This is a genomic window from Nocardiopsis sp. B62 (assembly GCF_018070675.1).
In the GTDB taxonomy this organism is placed as follows: Bacteria; Actinomycetota; Actinomycetes; order Streptosporangiales; family Streptosporangiaceae; genus Nocardiopsis; species Nocardiopsis prasina.
In genome coordinates this window covers 108,592-122,756 of sequence record NZ_JAGPXK010000006.1, presented here as the reverse complement: position 1 = coordinate 122,756, position 14,165 = coordinate 108,592, and the positions used below count along the sequence as shown (strand labels likewise).

14 protein-coding genes and 1 tRNA gene are annotated in these 14,165 nt (G+C 70.4%); 8 read left to right on the top strand and 7 right to left on the bottom strand.

Features of this window, described 5'->3' with window-relative positions:
- The first annotated feature begins 48 nt into the window (after positions 1 to 48).
- The 3 genes from KBX21_RS09300 (at position 49) to KBX21_RS09290 (ending at position 3,179) form a co-directional block, all read left to right on the top strand.
- Complete coding sequence (locus KBX21_RS09300) at positions 49 to 750, top strand: PepSY domain-containing protein (RefSeq protein WP_210841645.1); 702 nt, start codon at positions 49 to 51, stop codon at positions 748 to 750.
- 145 nt (positions 751 to 895) lie between these two features.
- Positions 896 to 2,287, top strand: coding sequence for an LCP family protein (locus KBX21_RS09295; RefSeq protein WP_210841644.1), 1,392 nt, complete (start codon positions 896 to 898; stop codon positions 2,285 to 2,287).
- Between the two features lie 67 nt (positions 2,288 to 2,354).
- Positions 2,355 to 3,179, top strand: coding sequence for a universal stress protein (locus KBX21_RS09290; RefSeq protein ID WP_210841643.1), 825 nt, complete (start codon positions 2,355 to 2,357; stop codon positions 3,177 to 3,179).
- 20 nt (positions 3,180 to 3,199) lie between these two features.
- Here the strand turns inward: KBX21_RS09290 and KBX21_RS09285 are convergent, their stop codons facing one another.
- From KBX21_RS09285 to KBX21_RS09265, 5 genes are all read right to left on the bottom strand, one after another.
- The gene (locus KBX21_RS09285) at positions 3,200 to 3,820 is read right to left on the bottom strand and encodes a GyrI-like domain-containing protein (RefSeq protein WP_210841642.1); all 621 of its coding nucleotides are present in this window, start codon (positions 3,818 to 3,820) and stop codon (positions 3,200 to 3,202) included.
- Positions 3,821 to 4,007: 187 nt separating this feature from the next.
- A tRNA-Val gene (locus KBX21_RS09280) sits at positions 4,008 to 4,081 on the bottom strand.
- A gap of 52 nt (positions 4,082 to 4,133) precedes the next feature.
- A complete protein-coding gene (locus KBX21_RS09275) occupies positions 4,134 to 4,601 on the bottom strand; it encodes a peroxiredoxin (RefSeq protein ID WP_210841641.1) in 468 nt (155 codons plus the stop codon).
- A 134-nt stretch (positions 4,602 to 4,735) separates the two neighbouring features.
- Complete coding sequence (locus tag KBX21_RS09270; protein ID WP_026129353.1) at positions 4,736 to 5,161, bottom strand: DUF3052 domain-containing protein; 426 nt, start codon at positions 5,159 to 5,161, stop codon at positions 4,736 to 4,738.
- Between the two features lie 181 nt (positions 5,162 to 5,342).
- Positions 5,343 to 5,753, bottom strand: a complete 411-nt coding sequence (locus KBX21_RS09265; protein ID WP_017545088.1) for a secondary thiamine-phosphate synthase enzyme YjbQ — start codon at positions 5,751 to 5,753, stop codon at positions 5,343 to 5,345.
- A gap of 128 nt (positions 5,754 to 5,881) precedes the next feature.
- On the opposite strand from KBX21_RS09265, the gene KBX21_RS09260 reads away from it, so the two are divergent.
- Positions 5,882 to 7,549, top strand: coding sequence for an alkaline phosphatase D family protein (locus tag KBX21_RS09260; RefSeq protein WP_210841640.1), 1,668 nt, complete (start codon positions 5,882 to 5,884; stop codon positions 7,547 to 7,549).
- A gap of 92 nt (positions 7,550 to 7,641) precedes the next feature.
- On the opposite strand, the gene KBX21_RS09255 is transcribed toward KBX21_RS09260, so the two are convergent.
- Positions 7,642 to 8,577, bottom strand: a complete 936-nt coding sequence (locus KBX21_RS09255; RefSeq protein WP_082206300.1) for a hypothetical protein — start codon at positions 8,575 to 8,577, stop codon at positions 7,642 to 7,644.
- Positions 8,578 to 8,873: 296 nt separating this feature from the next.
- The gene (locus KBX21_RS09250; protein ID WP_049568332.1) at positions 8,874 to 10,121 is read right to left on the bottom strand and encodes a CdaR family transcriptional regulator; all 1,248 of its coding nucleotides are present in this window, start codon (positions 10,119 to 10,121) and stop codon (positions 8,874 to 8,876) included.
- Positions 10,122 to 10,451: 330 nt separating this feature from the next.
- Between KBX21_RS09250 and KBX21_RS09245 the strand changes: the two genes are divergently transcribed.
- The 4 genes from KBX21_RS09245 (at position 10,452) to fabF (ending at position 14,025) form a co-directional block, all read left to right on the top strand.
- The gene (locus tag KBX21_RS09245) at positions 10,452 to 11,360 is read left to right on the top strand and encodes an ACP S-malonyltransferase (RefSeq protein WP_247665467.1); all 909 of its coding nucleotides are present in this window, start codon (positions 10,452 to 10,454) and stop codon (positions 11,358 to 11,360) included.
- 2 nt (positions 11,361 to 11,362) lie between these two features.
- Positions 11,363 to 12,319, top strand: coding sequence for a beta-ketoacyl-ACP synthase III (locus tag KBX21_RS09240; protein WP_049568338.1), 957 nt, complete (start codon positions 11,363 to 11,365; stop codon positions 12,317 to 12,319).
- Positions 12,320 to 12,412: 93 nt separating this feature from the next.
- Positions 12,413 to 12,655, top strand: a complete 243-nt coding sequence (locus KBX21_RS09235; RefSeq protein WP_049568342.1) for an acyl carrier protein — start codon at positions 12,413 to 12,415, stop codon at positions 12,653 to 12,655.
- 131 nt (positions 12,656 to 12,786) lie between these two features.
- Positions 12,787 to 14,025 carry a beta-ketoacyl-ACP synthase II gene (gene fabF / locus KBX21_RS09230; RefSeq protein WP_049568345.1) on the top strand — a complete coding sequence of 413 codons (1,239 nt, stop codon included), beginning with the start codon at positions 12,787 to 12,789 and terminating at the stop codon, positions 14,023 to 14,025.
- Positions 14,026 to 14,165: the final 140 nt, after the last annotated feature.

The following is a 14,165-nucleotide window of genomic DNA, read 5'->3' as shown; positions in this document are numbered from 1 at the left end:
ACCTGATGGACAATGGGGTCCTCTCGACACCCGGAGTTGGAGGGACCGATGACGCGACGCCGCAGGACGATCCTCGTCACCTGCGCGGCGGCCGCCCTGTCGGTCCTGGGCGCGGGCGCGTACGTCGTGCTCGAGGACACGGAACTGACGGTGGAGACGATCCGCCTCGACGGTTTCACCGGGGCCCCCACGCTCCGCTACCCGGTCGGTGAGGGAACGTCCCGGCCGGTCGACGGCTTCGAGCAGCTGATCGGCGAACTGCGTGCGGGCGGTGCCCCCGAGGACTGGTACGTCGCCGGGGTGGGGGTCGACTTCGGTCCTCGTGCGTGGCTGCTCACCGATCCGGTGGTGGAGGACTTCGACGGTGACGGCACCGCGGGCACGATCCTGGAGGAACTGCGGGCTCTGGAGGGCACCGAGGTGACGCTCGGGGTCCGTTACGCAGCCGGGGGCGACGACGCGCGCGACGGCGTGGTCGTCTTCACCATCAACGGGCTCCAGTTCCGGGACACCGACGGCGGCCCCGCCCCGTGGGAGGACACCGGAGACGGCCGCGAGGCCGACCGTGAGGAGGTCTCCACCACCGCTGAGGAGGCCGTCGGCGAGGGCGCCAGCACCACCGGTGTCGAGCGGATCGACGAGGACGCTGGTCCCGGGTGGGCGGTCCGGGTCCTGGGCGCGGACGGACAGGACTACGAGGTGATCCTCGACCCCTCCGGCGCGGTCGAGGACGTGCGCGCGCACGACTGACGTCCCTCCCCCGCGGGTGACGCGACAACCCCCGGAACTGCCGCGAACCCAACCTGAAGGGCGTCTTCAGGTTGTCCTCAGGAAGTACTCAGAAAGCACTGGCACGCTGTTCGGGTTCGGCCGGAACGAGAGAGGAGACGGGGATTTGTCGGGTTCGCCATCCCTGGGGCTTTCCACTGGGAAGTGGGTCGCCTGCGCCGCGACAGCGTTGGTCATCATCGCGAGCCTGCTCGGTTACGGCTGGTACCGGGGGTTGGTCGGCAACATCACGACCGCCCAGGTCGACACCGACGAGTGGGACCGGCCCACGAACGTCGAGGGCGTGCTGAACATCCTCGTCATCGGCTCGGACGTGCGCTCCGGCGAGAACGCCGACTACGGTGCCGCCGAGGGCGCGCGGCCGGACACGATGCTCATCGCGAGCATCAACGTGGACAACGGCGCCGCCACCCTGGTGAACCTGCCCCGCGACCTCATGGTCGACCTGCCCGGCTGCGACGCGGTGGAGGGGTACGAGGGCATGCAGCCGCAGGAGGGCATGATCAGCTCCGTGATGACCTTCGGCGGTGTGGGCTGCCAGTGGAAGGTCGTCGAGCAGGTCACCGGCGTGCACCTGGACCACTTCCTGATGATGGACTTCGTCGGCTTCAAGGACATGGTGGACTCCATCGGCGGGGTGGAGATGTGCATCCCCGAGCCAGTGGACGACCCCAAGGCGCACCTGGTGCTGGACGCCGGGCTCCAGACCCTGGACGGCGAGGACTCGCTCGGCTTCGTGCGCTCCCGTTACGCCCAGGGCGACGGCAGCGACCTGTCGCGGATCGACCGCCAGCAGGAGTTCATGGGCGCCATGCTCCGCGAGGTCCTCAGCAGCGAGGTGATGACCAGCCCCGTCACCATCACCCGCTTCCTCGGAGCCGTCACGGACTCCATCACCACCGACGAGCAACTGACGGTCGACACCATGGCCGACATCGCGATCTCCATGCGGGAAGTGGACCTGGACCGGGTCCAGTTCGTCACGGTTCCCAACGGCGCCCACCCGGCCGACGAGAACCGCATCATCATGAGCGACGCCGCCCCGGCCCTGTTCGAGGCGATCAACAACGGCGTGGATCTGGCCGACGGTGACGACAGCGACAGCGACAGCGACGACACGTCCGAGGACGTCTCGGTGGAGCCCGGGGACGTCGCCGTCGAGGTGGTGAACAACACCGGGATCGAGGGGCTGGCCCTGGAGATCCAGTCGGTGCTGGTCGACGACGGCTTCGTGGTCACCGGCACTGGCAACCCCGAACAGCGCGCGCCCGAGGCGACCACGGTCTTCCACGGCCCCGGGGACGAGGAGGCCGCCGAGTTGCTGGCGGGTTCGATCACCAACGCCCGGACCGAGGAGGTCGGGGGCCTGGAGCAGACCCTCGAACTGGTCGCGGGGTCCGACTGGGAGGGCTTCGGGGGTTCCTCCTCCGAGTCCGACCTGTCCATCACCGACGACCTCGGCGGCGTCACCGCCGAGAAGCAGGAAAGCGCCTGCTGACACGGAACCGACCGTGTCGGCGGGACGGCGCCCACCTCGTGGCGACCGAGTTCCGATGAGGAGAACCGTGGACGTTCGACCGACCGTGACCGTGGGTGGTGACGGCTCCCGGGCCAGTCTCGACGCCGTTGAGTGGGCGAGCGCCTACGCGCGCCTCTGGGATGCCTCACTGAGGATCGTGACCGTGGGGTCCGGCCCCGCCAACAGGAGCCCGATCGCGAACTCCAGGAGGCAGATCTCCCGGGAGGAGTTCCAGAGCAACCAGCGGCTCCAGCGCAAGGCTGAGGCGGCCTTCTCCCGAGCCGTGGGGAGCGTGCCGGAGGACCGCATCGAGATGCTCGTCGTCTCCGGTGACCCCGTCGACGCGCTGGTCGCCTCCGCTGACGGCGGCCCTCTGGTGGTCGGCACGCGCCGGCTGGGGTTCCTGTCCGGAACCATCGCCGGATCCGTGAGCCGGAGGCTGATCGGGCGTTCCAACGGTCCCGTGGCCGTCGTCTCGGGGGTCGCTTCGCAGGGACGCGGACGCGTCGTCGTGGGCATCGACGGAGGTGCCTCCACGCGTGCGGTGGTGTCCTTCGCCCTGGAGGAGGCCCGGGTGCGCGGGGCGGAACTCCTGGTCTTCCGGGCGCTCGGAGACTCCCGGGACGATCGTTCCTCTGAGGCCGTGGCAACGGTCATCGAGGACGCGAAGAAGTCGGACCGGGACGTGCGGGTCCGTGAGGAGAGCCAGCGGGGGAACCCGGTCGATCTCCTGGTGGAGCGCTCCTCCGACGCCGACCTGCTCGTCATCGGGACCCGGAGCCTCGGGCTGACCGCCGGGCTCCTGCGGGGGTCGGTCGGACAGAGGCTGACCGTGCGGGCCAAATGCCCGGTCGTGGTCATCCCCGGCTGAGGGCACCGGAACGGGGCCGCTCAGCGGTCGGTGACCGGCTGCCTCAGGATGGTGCGCAGCTTCTCGGGGGCGGTCCTGCGGGCGTCGCTCAGGTAGATCTCGTGGTGCCTGCCGACCATCCGCAGACCTTGCTCCGGGATGAACCCGTCGTGCATCCGCGCGAGCACCTCGGCCTCCTCCTCGAAGGGGCCCACGTGCAGCGTCTGCACGCACCGTCCCTCGGAGAGCTCCTCCAGGCGGACGTCGTCCAGGCGCGTCGGCCGGTTCCTGCGCCCCGCTTCCTCGGCGGCGGCGGTCACCATGTCCGGGTCGATCCAGTCCGGGACCATGAGCATCAGTGTCCAGTCCCACCGTGACTTGTCCCGGGCGACGGTGAAGGCCTCCATGTCCCGTGCCCACCACAGCCCCTCCAGGGGCGGTACGACGTAGTCGCGGCCGAGCTCGCGCCTGCTGGCGAACTTGAGCTTGTAGGCCACCGGGTAGAGGGACTCGATGCCCTCGGCGAACAGCGGGGTGGTGTTCGGGTCACCGTGGCCGTCCACCATGAGATACCGGAGGTCGGGCACCTCGAGGATCCGGAACCGGCCGCGCCCCGCCTGGTAGGAGTCCAGGCTCCGCTTGAAGTCGGTCCTGTCCGCCATTCGCCGCCCCCGCTCCGCCTGTGTCGGACCCGGGCTCCCGGTGTCATCCGGGGAGCCTCCGGATCACGGTCTTCCACGTGGATCCAGGCCTCCAACTACGAGGGGCCGGGGATCGTCCCCCAGAAAAAGACGAGACGACCCGGTGAGGCGGCCGAAGGCCCCCGAACGGGGTCGTCTCGAAGTCGAGTGGGCGCGAAGGGACTCGAACCCCTGGCCTATTGCTTGTAAGGCAATTGCTCTAACCAACTGAGCTACGCGCCCTTGTGTGCGTCGCGAGAGATCATACCGCTTCGTGGTGGTCCTCGCGCCGGTTTTATCCGGCCAGGTGGCGTGCCTGGGCGACATACTCGCCGACGTCCCGGGGACGGTCGACGGGAGTGTGCACCGCCCAGCGGACGGTGCCCTCTGCGTCGACGAGGAAGGTGCCGCGCCGTGCCACTCCCCGCTGGTCGTCGAAGACCCCGTAGGCGCGGGCGGTCGCGCCGTGTGGCCAGAAGTCCGCGAGCAGCGCGAAGGGGAAGCCCTCGCGGTCCGACCAGGTGCGCAGGGCGAAGGTCGAGTCGACGGACACCGCCAGCACCGTGACCCCGAGGTCCCGCAGCTCGTCGTGGTGTCCACGCAGGTCGGCGAGTTCCCCGGAGCACACCCCGGAGAAGGCCAACGGGTAGAACACGATGAGCACGGGGCCGCCCAGCAGGGAGCTCAGGACGGTGTCCTGGCCGTACTGGTCCGGGAGGCTGAACTCGGGCGCGCGGGCGCCCACGGTGACGGTGTCGGTCATGCTCGCGTTCGTGTCGGGTGGCCGCGCGGGCCGGTACCGGCGCCCGCCGGTCGGCGGGCGCCCCTCAGCGCCGCGCGTCCGAGTCTGCCGGGACGCGCGACGCCGGACGTCTCACCCTGTGCGGGTGGTGTCCGTCACCGCTTGGGAACGACCAGGCGGGTGCCCGACCAGTCGGCGCCGATGCTGACCGCGCTGGTCTGGGACAGGCCCGAGGTGGTAGCGGCCTCGGCCACGTCGTTGGGGGACACGTGCAGCTCACGACCGGCCTTCGGGGTCAGGACCAGGATGGTCCCTCCGTCGGCGATGGTCGTCACGGTGTCCATCAGAGCGTCGGTGAGGTCGCCTTCCTCGTCGGACCGCCACCACAGCAGTGCCGCGTCGACGTCGCCGTCGAAGTCCTCGTCGACCAGTGCCTCGCCCGTAAGCTCGGCGATGGAAGCGCGCAGTCCCTCATCGACGTCGTCGTCGAACCCGAATTCCTGCACCACCTGACCCGGCTTGAATCCGAGTCGGTCAGCCAAGCCGCGTTCGCTTTGTGCCTGGCCCGCGGTCGCGCTCACGAAAGTTCTCCTCCACAGATGGTTTTTCTCAATCTTGCCTGCACGAAGCAGTTGTCACAACGATGCCGGGCTTTTTTTGTCGCCCGTCACGTGGGTCCGTAACCATCGCTGATGGCCTAGTTCACACGCTAGTGGCATATCCCGTCAACGCGCGGCCGAACCCGGCCCGAGTCGAATCAGCTCATCCGGACTCCAGGAAGGACAACCGGACCTGCCGATCCGGGTTGTCCACGTTCAGGTCCACGATCGCGATGGACTGCCACGTTCCCAGTTCGAGTCTGCCGGATAGTACTGGCACCGTGGTCTGCGGTGCGACGAACGCCGGCATCACGTGCGAGCGTCCGTGTCCCCGGGACCCGTGTCGGTGGCGCCACCGGTCGTCGGCCGGCAGCAGGTCGTCGAGGGAGGCGAGGAGGTCGTCGTCGGACCCCGCGCCCAGCTCGATGATGGCCACACCCGCGGTCGCGTGCGGGACGAAGACGTTGAGCAGGCCGTCGCCGCCGCTCTCGGCGACGAAGTCACCGCACTGCGCGGTGATGTCGGTAACGCTCTCCGATCCGCCTGTGTGCAGCTCAAGGATCAGTGTCCGCATAGCGACACCTTCGCGCAGCCTGGCCCCCGGTGCAACCATCACCTGTGAATCCGCGGGTGGCCGAAGCCCCCTGAAGGGGCCATACTCCTCTCCGACGTGTGTGAAACTGGACGAAAGAAGGGATAAGGGTGACTGTCTCGTTACTTTTGGGACCCGTGCTTCGCCACGTGGGTCCCACCACGGCGACGGTGTGGGTGGAGACGGACGCCCCCTGTCACGTCCGGGTTCGCGTGGACGGCGGGCCGATCTCGGCCAGCCGCACCTTCACGGTCCACGGCCACCACTACGCCGTGTGCGAAATCGAGGGCCTGGCGCCGGGTTCCGTCCTCCCCTACGAGGTCTTCCTCGGTGAGGACCGAGTGTGGCCCGAACCCGACAGCCCGCTGCCGCCCAGCGTCCTGCGCACTCTGTCCCCCGGTGCGCCGACGAGACTGCTGTACGGCTCCTGCCACACCCCCACCGGTGACACTCCGGAGGGACTGGTCCGCTACGGACCCGACATGCTCCGCGCCACCGCCCGCCGTCTGGCCCGCGAGGGCGCGACCGGGGACAACCAGGTCCTGCTGCTGATCGGCGACCAGGTCTACGCCGACGAGGTCCAGGAGCCCATGCGGGCCTTCCTCAGGGAGAGGCGCGGCGAGGTCGACCCTGACGGCGCCCCCGAGGACGAGGTCGTCCGCTTCGACGAGTACGCCGAGCTCTACCGCCAGGCCTGGTCCGACCCCCAGGTGCGGTGGCTGCTCTCCACCGTGCCCACGCTGATGGTCTTCGACGACCACGACATCCGTGACGACTGGAACACCTCGGCCGCCTGGCGCGGCGCGATGGACCGGAAGCCGTGGTGGCGCACCCGGGTGACCAGCGGCATCGGCGCCTACTGGGTGTACCAGCACGTGGGCAACCTCTCCCCCGAGGCGCGCGCCAAGGACCCACTGTGGGCGTCCGTGCGGGACCACCGCGATCGCGGAACCGACGCCGGTGACACCGTGGACTCCTTCGCCTGGCGTGCGCACGACGAGCCCTCCTCGTACCGGTGGAGCCACCACCACGACCTGGGCGACGTGCGGGTCCTGGTCGCCGACACCCGCTGCGGCCGGTCACTGGAGGAGGACGACCCCTCCGGCGGCTCACGGTCCATCCTGGGCGCCGAGGGGCACGATTGGCTGGACCGGCACCTCACCGGCGGCCCCGACCACCTCGTGGTGGCCTCCACTGTTCCGATCCTGTTGCCGCCCTCCGTGCACCACCTGGAGGCCTGGAACGAGGCCGTGTGCGCGGGGGCCTGGGGTTCGGCCGCGCGGGGCCCCGCGGAGCGCCTGCGCCAGGCACTGGACCTGGAGCACTGGGGCGCCTTCCAGTACTCCTTCCACCGACTCGCGGACGCCGTACTCGACGTCGCCCGTGGCGCTCGGGGTCCGGCGCCCGCCACGGTCCTCCTGCTCGGCGGGGACGTCCACTTCTCCTATCTGGCGCGTGCGCGTGCGCGCGAGGGGCACACGACCTCCCGGGTCGCCCAGCTGGTCTCCTCCGCGCTGTGCAACCAGCTCCCTCCCAACCTGCGCCGTGCCGCCACGCTGTCCGCGAGCTGGCCCCTGCACGTCGCAGGGAGGGTCATGACACGACTGGCCGGGGTGCGCCGCAGCCCGCTGTCCTGGGCTCTGGAGGAGCGGCCCTACTTCGGCAACACCATCGGTGAGGTGGTCTTCGAGGGCCGCGAGGCCGAGGCCCTCTGGTACCACTGCCCGCAGGGCGGGGACGACGCCCTTCCCGAGGTCCGACGCCGCACCCGTGTCTGAACCCTGGAAAACGAAGCAGCTCCGGCGGCGCCCGTCTAGGCGCCGCCGGAGCTGCTTCGGACCGCTCGTGCCGGGAGTCCGGACGGATGGCCCTAGGGCTTGTGCGAGGGCGGACGGCGGTTGGCGTGCCCTCGACGCCGGTTGCGCACGCTCAGGCCGAGCGCGCCACCCTCCTCCAGGAGCTGCCGTGCGGCCCGGTTGACCGTGCCGCGCGTGCCCGATCCCGCCGAGGGGGTGTCCTCGGTCTCGACCAGTTCGGGCTTGGGCAGCAGCGTGGTGGGCTCGTTGTCCTGGTCGTCCAGTTCCTCGGGGAGGGCGTGCAGCTTGCGGGTGCGCTGGAGCCGGGGCCCCTCGGTCCCGGGCTCGTCCCCGACGGGGGCCGCCGTCTCGGTGGGGTTGCGCTTCTCCTCGTCGACGGCCTCCTTCCACGCCTGGTCCTGCTGCTGGTCCTCCTGCTTCTGGCGGGCCAGACGGCGGGCGCGGTCGGTGCGCCAGGCGCGGTAGGAGCGGGCCAGCGGGGTGAGGACCGGCCAGGTGACCCTGGCGGGGCGTGAGAGGGCGTGCCACAGGTAGGCGGTGGTGCCCCAGGCCTCCATGGCGCGACGGGCCTTGGTGATGGTGAAGAACGTGGGCATGGCCAGCAGCAGCTGCGGCCAGGCCAGGGCCAGCGCGGCGAACAGCGGGTACATGCCTCCGCCCGCGATCGCGGCGGCGGCGCCGATGACCACCGGTACCAGGGCCAGTGCCACCCGCAACTGGGTGAACTGCCGGAACCGGTGCAGGGAGCGGCGGGCCGAGACCGGTGGGGCCAGCCCCTCGGGAAGCGGGGTGGGCTGCACGATCACCGCGAGCAGCAGCGTTCCCACGCCCACGCTCGCGGCCAGCAGTATCGTCCATCCGGCGGCGGACATCGCCCCGCCCACCAGCAGGTACACCAGTCCCAGGACCGGGAGCGGCGCGGGGAGCCAGAACAGCACCCGTCTGCGCAGCTCACCCTCCTGCGTGGGTTGGAGTACGAAATCGATCACCGGGCGTAGTATCCGGAACCTCTTCCTCGGTCGCTCGACCACAGCGTTGGACCCCCCAAGAACGTCGTGACGGAGCGGTGCGGGGAGCGACGCCCGAGGGTTTTCGTCGTCTGTGGCTCCACCTGCAACCTGCCCGTATCAAAGCTATCTCTTTTCGCGTAGTCCCCGGGCGCGCACAGTCAGTTACACACCTACCCGACGCTGGTGAAACTTCCATAAACCAACGGAAAAGGGAGGCAACGATCAGATTACGACGTGGTGGAGGTCACTCTCTCGTACTTGGCCGACACCGGACATCAGAGTGTTCCGTCACGGGTTTCGGACAAACGGCCGAGGGCGACCGCGACCCGGAGCACGAAGGAGCCGCGGCCGTCCGAGGGGATGTGCCCGGTGAGCTCGGAGATCCGGCTCAGCCGGTAGCGCACCGTGTTCGGGTGCACGAAGAGCATGCGCGCGGTGGCCTCCAGCGACGAGGCGTGCTCCAGGTACACCGACAAGGTGTCCAGCAGAGGCGAACCGGCTCCCTGGAGGGGCAGGTACACCTCCGTCACCAGCTGCTGCCGGGCCTCGGCGTCACCCTCCAGCGCGCGCTCGGGCAGCAGGTCGTCCGCGAGCACGGGCCGGGGCGCGTCCGGCCAGGCCACCGCGGCCCGCAGACCGTTCACCGCCGACCGCACCGACGAACCCGCCGCGTGCAGGTCGGCCACGGCCGGGCCCACCACAACGGGCCCGTCCCCGAACAACCCCGCCAGGGGCTCCACGGGTTCGATCGGGAGATCGTCGACCGGGTGGCGGTCACCCACCCCCACCACCACGACCACTCGGCGCCCCTGCATGCCCGCCAGGACGTCGTAGCCCAGACGGCGCGCGGCCGAACGCAGGTCGTCCATGACCTTCCCGCCGTCCTCGTCGCCGATGTCCCCGGCCATCGCGATCACCGGCGTGTGCGACCACCCCAGCGCCGAACCCCAGGTCTGGAGCCCTTCCACCTGGTCGCCGTGCAGGAGCGCGTCGACGATCAGCGCCTCCAGCCGCGCGTCCCAGGCGCCACGGGCCTCGGCCGCGCGGGCGTAGACCTTGGCCGAACTGAAGGCCACCTCGCGCGTGTAGCGGAGCATGGCCTCGCGCAGTTGCTGTTCGCCTCCGGGAGCGGCCAGGTCGTCGACCTGGTTCTCCACCACCTCGATGACCACGCGGATCATGTCGACGGTCTGCTGGAGGGAGACCGAGCGGGTGAGTTCGCGCGGGGCGGTGCCGAACACCTCCACCGTGATCGCGGGCCGACCGCGGTCGGGGTCACGGAACCAGTCCACGAAGGCGGCGACCCCGGACTGGGCCACGAGGCCGATCCAGGAGCGGTCCTGGGCCGACATCCGGCGGAACCAGCCGAGCCGCTCCTCCATTCGGCTCACGGCGGCGGTGCCCAGCGCTCCCATGGAGCGTTCCAGGCGTCGTACGGTCTCGGCGCGGATCTTGTCCTGTGGGGCGCCGCTCCCGGTCGGCGCGCTCGCGCCGTCCTCGGTCGGTCGGGGTTCGGTGTTCACTCGTCTAGGTTCGCATCCTCTCCGCACACGGTCCCGGGTTCGCCTCCGTGTCGGCCGTCACCCCCCGGGTCGACCCGGTCCGGGAGGGAGCCGCGGACGGCCCCGCGTACCGTCGGAAAGTGATCTCCTCCACCTGTTTCGGGTTTGTGGGCACATGACCGGCGTCCTTTTGTGGATTACCTACAAACGGTGTCCGGTGAACTTCGTGTCTCTCCCCATCCAACTGGTGATCTCCTACAGGGCAAGGTTGATGTCGTGCTTGTAATCGTTGCTCCAGGCCAAGGCGCCCAGGTTCCCGGATTCCTCTCCCCGTGGCTCGAACTCCCCGGCATGGCCGAGACGTTCGCGTCGTGGTCCGAGGTGACCGGTCTCGACCTCGTGCGTTACGGCACCACGGCGGACGCGGACGAGATCCGTGACACCGCCGTCGCCCAGCCGCTGCTGGTCAGCGCCGGTCTGGCGGCCGCCACCGCGCTGCTCGGCCCGCCGTCCGCCCCCGGGGCACCGCTGCCCGCCTCGTCCTCCCTCGTGGACGCGACGGCCGGTCACAGCGTCGGTGAGTTCACCGCCGCCGCGCTGGCCGGTGTGCTCTCCCCCAAGGACGCGCTGGCCCTGGTCGCCGAGCGCGGCCGCGGGATGGCCGACGCCGCCGCCCGCACCGAGACCGGGATGACCGCGGTCCTGGGGGGTCAGCGCGAGGACGTGCTGGCCGCCATCGAGGCCGCCGGTCTGACCCCGGCCAACGACAACGGCTCCGGGCAGATCGTGGCCGCCGGTACCAGCGCCCAGCTGGCGGCGTTCGCCGAGAACCCGCCCGAGCGGGCCCGGCTGCGTCCCCTGTCCGTCGCGGGCGCGTTCCACACCGAGCACATGGCCCCGGCCATGGAGCGGGTGCGGGCCGCCGCCCAGGGCCTCACCCCGGCCGACCCCAGCGTTCGACTGCTGTCCAACGCGGACGGCGCCGTGGTCGACAGCGGCGCCGAGTACCTGGAGCGTCTGGTTTCGCAGATCTCCTCTCCGGTCCGCTGGGACGCGTGCACCGACACGCTCGCCGACCTCGGAGTGACCGCGTTCATCGAGCTGACCCCGGCGGGTACCCTCACCGGGCTCGCCAAGCGTGCGCTGCGCGGCATCGAGATCCTCGCGGTGAAGACCCCCGACGACCTCGAACGCGCCGGTGCCCTCATCAAGGAGCACGCGGGGACCATCTCCCCCGCGAGCGGCCAGCAGGAAGGCTGAGCATGTTCAACGTCCCGAGCGCACCCGGCGGCGCCTCGATCCGTTCCTTCGGCGAGTACCAGCCGTCGCGGGTCGTGACCAACGCCGATCTGGAAGCCCGTGTCGACACCAGTGACGAGTGGATCCAGAGCCGTGTGGGCATCAGGGAGCGTCGCGTCGCGGGTCCCGAGGACACCGTGGCGAGCATGGCCGTGGCCGCCGGAGGCAAGGCGCTCGCCGCGGGCGGGTTCTCCCCCGAGGACATCGACCTGGTGATCGTGGCCACCTGCACCGTGCAGGACCAGATCCCCAACACGGCGGCGACCGTCGCCGCCCGGCTCGGCATCGCCGCCCCGGGTGCCTTCGACGTCAACGCGGCCTGCGCGGGCTTCGTCTACGCGCTGGGGCTGGCCTCGGACTCCGTCCGGGTCGGAAGCTCCCGCAACGTCCTGGTGATCGGCTCGGAGAAGCTCAGCGACTGGGTGGACTGGCAGGACCGGTCCACCTGTGTGATCTTCGCCGACGGTGCCGGGGCCGCCGTGGTCTCGGCCTCCGAGGACCACGGTGTCGGACCGGTCGTCTGGGGTTCCTCGGGCGAACGCGCCGACACGATCCACCTGCGTGAGGGCAAGTACCTCCACCAGGAGGGCCAGGCCGTCTTCCGGTGGACCACCACCGAGCTGTACAAGGTGGCCCTGGAGGCCCTGGAGCGCGCTGGCGTGGAGCCGTCCGAGCTCACCGCCTTCGTTCCCCATCAGGCCAACCTGCGGATCGTCGAGTCCATCGCGCGCAAGCTGGGGGCGCCGCAGGCGCTCGTGGCCCGCGATATCGTCACCGCGGGCAACACCTCCTCCGCCTCGATCCCTCTCGCGCTGTCGCGCATGGTCGAACGCGGGGAACTGCCGTCGGGGAGCATCGTGCTCACTCTGGGATTCGGTGCGGGCCTGGTCTACGCCGCACAGGTGATCCGCATCCCCTGATCCTTCCGGTCCCGGCCGGGCGGGCTCGCCCGCTCCCGTTCGGGACCGCCACCCGACACCACATTCGTCAAGCGTCAAGCAAGGAGAAACAACATGGCCGAGCACAGCGAGCAGGACATCCTCAAGGGCCTCGGCGAGATCGTCGAGGAGATCGTCGGCACCGACCCCGCCGAGGTCACCCCGGAGAAGACCTTCGTGGACGACCTGGACATCGACTCGCTGTCCATGGTGGAGATCGCCGTCGCCGCGCAGGACAAGTTCGGCGTCGAGATCCCCGACGACCAGCTCAAGGACCTGAAGACGGTCCAGGACGTCATCAACTTCATCCAGAAGTAGCGTGTCCGGCCGCCGGGCCACACTCCGGCCCGGCGGCCCGCCAGTCCCCACCAGGACGCCCCAGACCCACTCATTCGCCACGCCTCCCGGCACACGCGCCGGGATCGACCCACGAGAAGGGCGATCGGATCATGTCCAAGACCGATGTCGTCGTCACCGGCCTCGGCGCCACCACCCCCCTCGGGGGTGACGTCGCGACCACATGGTCCGCGCTCCTCGACGGCCGCTCCGGGATCAGCATGCTGCCGGAGGACTGGCACGAGAAGCTTCCGGTGCACTTCGCCGGGCGGATCGCGCAGGAACCCTCCGAGAAGCTGCCGCGCCCCAGGCTGCGCCGCCTCGACCGGACCCAGCAGTTCGCCCTCATCGCCGCGCAGGAGGCGTGGGACCACGCGGGTACCCCCGACGTCGACCCCCTCCGTCTCGGTGTGGTGGTCTCCAGCGGGATCGGTGGCATCCTCACCATCCTGGAGCAGTACGACACCTTCCGTGAGAAGGGCTGGAAGCGGGTCTCCCCGTTCACCGTGCCCATGCTCATGCCCAACAGCCCGGCCGCCGCCGTGGCCCTGGAGTTCACCGCGCGCGCGGGCGCCCACGCCCCCGTCAGTGCCTGCGCCTCCAGCGCCGAGGCCATCGCCAACGGTGTGGACATGATCCGCGCCGGCCGGGCCGACGTGGTGATCGCGGGCGGCACCGAAGCCGCGATCCACCCCCTGAACATCGCCTCCTTCGCCTCCATGCGCGCGCTGTCGACGCGCAACGAGGACCCGCAGACCGCCTCCCGTCCCTGGGACAAGGACCGCGACGGCTTCGTCATGGGTGAGGGCGCGGGCATCCTCATCCTGGAGTCGGCCGAGCACGCCGCCAAGCGCGGCGCGCACGTGTACGCCCACGCCGCCGGCGTCGGCTACACCGACGACGCCCACGACATCGTCATGCCCGACCCCGAGGGCGCCGGTCAGGCCCGCGCCATCACCCAGGCGCTTGCCGACGCCGACCTCAAGCCGAGCGACATCGTGCACGTCAACGCGCACGCCACGTCGACCCCGGCCGGGGACGTCGGCGAGACCCGGGCGATCCGCACGGCGCTGGGCGACTCCGCCGCCGACCGCGTCACGGTGACCTCCACCAAGTCCATGACCGGGCACCTCCTGGGCGGCGCGGGCGCGGTGGAGTCGATCGCGACGATCCTGGCCCTGCATGAGGGCCTGATCCCGCCGACCATCAACATCTCCGAGCTCGACCCCGAGGTGGCCGTGGACATCGTCCGCGACAAGCCCCGGGAGATGCCGAGCGGGGACGTCGCCGCCGTCAACGAGTCCTTCGGCTTCGGCGGCCACAACATCGCCGTGGCCTTCCGCCGCGCCTGATCCGACCGGCCGCGCCCCCGCGCTGCGGCACCTGGTCCTCCAGTGGGCGTCACCGTACGGTGACGCCCACTGTCGTGTCCGTGACCTCGGTCAACCGTTCGTGAACGTTCGGCGGCCCGTGCCGCAAGAACGGTTGAACT

Bases quoted from the DNA above. Each gene is read 5' to 3' on its own strand.
- KBX21_RS09285 (WP_210841642.1), bottom strand. From the start codon at position 3,820: ATGGCGGACAGGACCGACTTCAAGCGGAGCCTGGACTCCTACCAGGCG.
- KBX21_RS09275 (WP_210841641.1), bottom strand. From the start codon at position 4,601: ATGACCGACACCGTCACCGTGGGCGCCCGCGCGCCCGAGTTCAGCCTC.
- KBX21_RS09265 (WP_017545088.1), bottom strand. From the start codon at position 5,753: ATGCGGACACTGATCCTTGAGCTGCACACAGGCGGATCGGAGAGCGTT.
- KBX21_RS09245 (WP_247665467.1), top strand. From the start codon at position 10,452: ATGGCCGAGACGTTCGCGTCGTGGTCCGAGGTGACCGGTCTCGACCTC.
- fabF (WP_049568345.1), top strand. From the start codon at position 12,787: ATGTCCAAGACCGATGTCGTCGTCACCGGCCTCGGCGCCACCACCCCC.
- KBX21_RS09300 (WP_210841645.1), top strand. From the start codon at position 49: ATGACGCGACGCCGCAGGACGATCCTCGTCACCTGCGCGGCGGCCGCC.
- KBX21_RS09235 (WP_049568342.1), top strand. From the start codon at position 12,413: ATGGCCGAGCACAGCGAGCAGGACATCCTCAAGGGCCTCGGCGAGATC.
- KBX21_RS09240 (WP_049568338.1), top strand. From the start codon at position 11,363: ATGTTCAACGTCCCGAGCGCACCCGGCGGCGCCTCGATCCGTTCCTTC.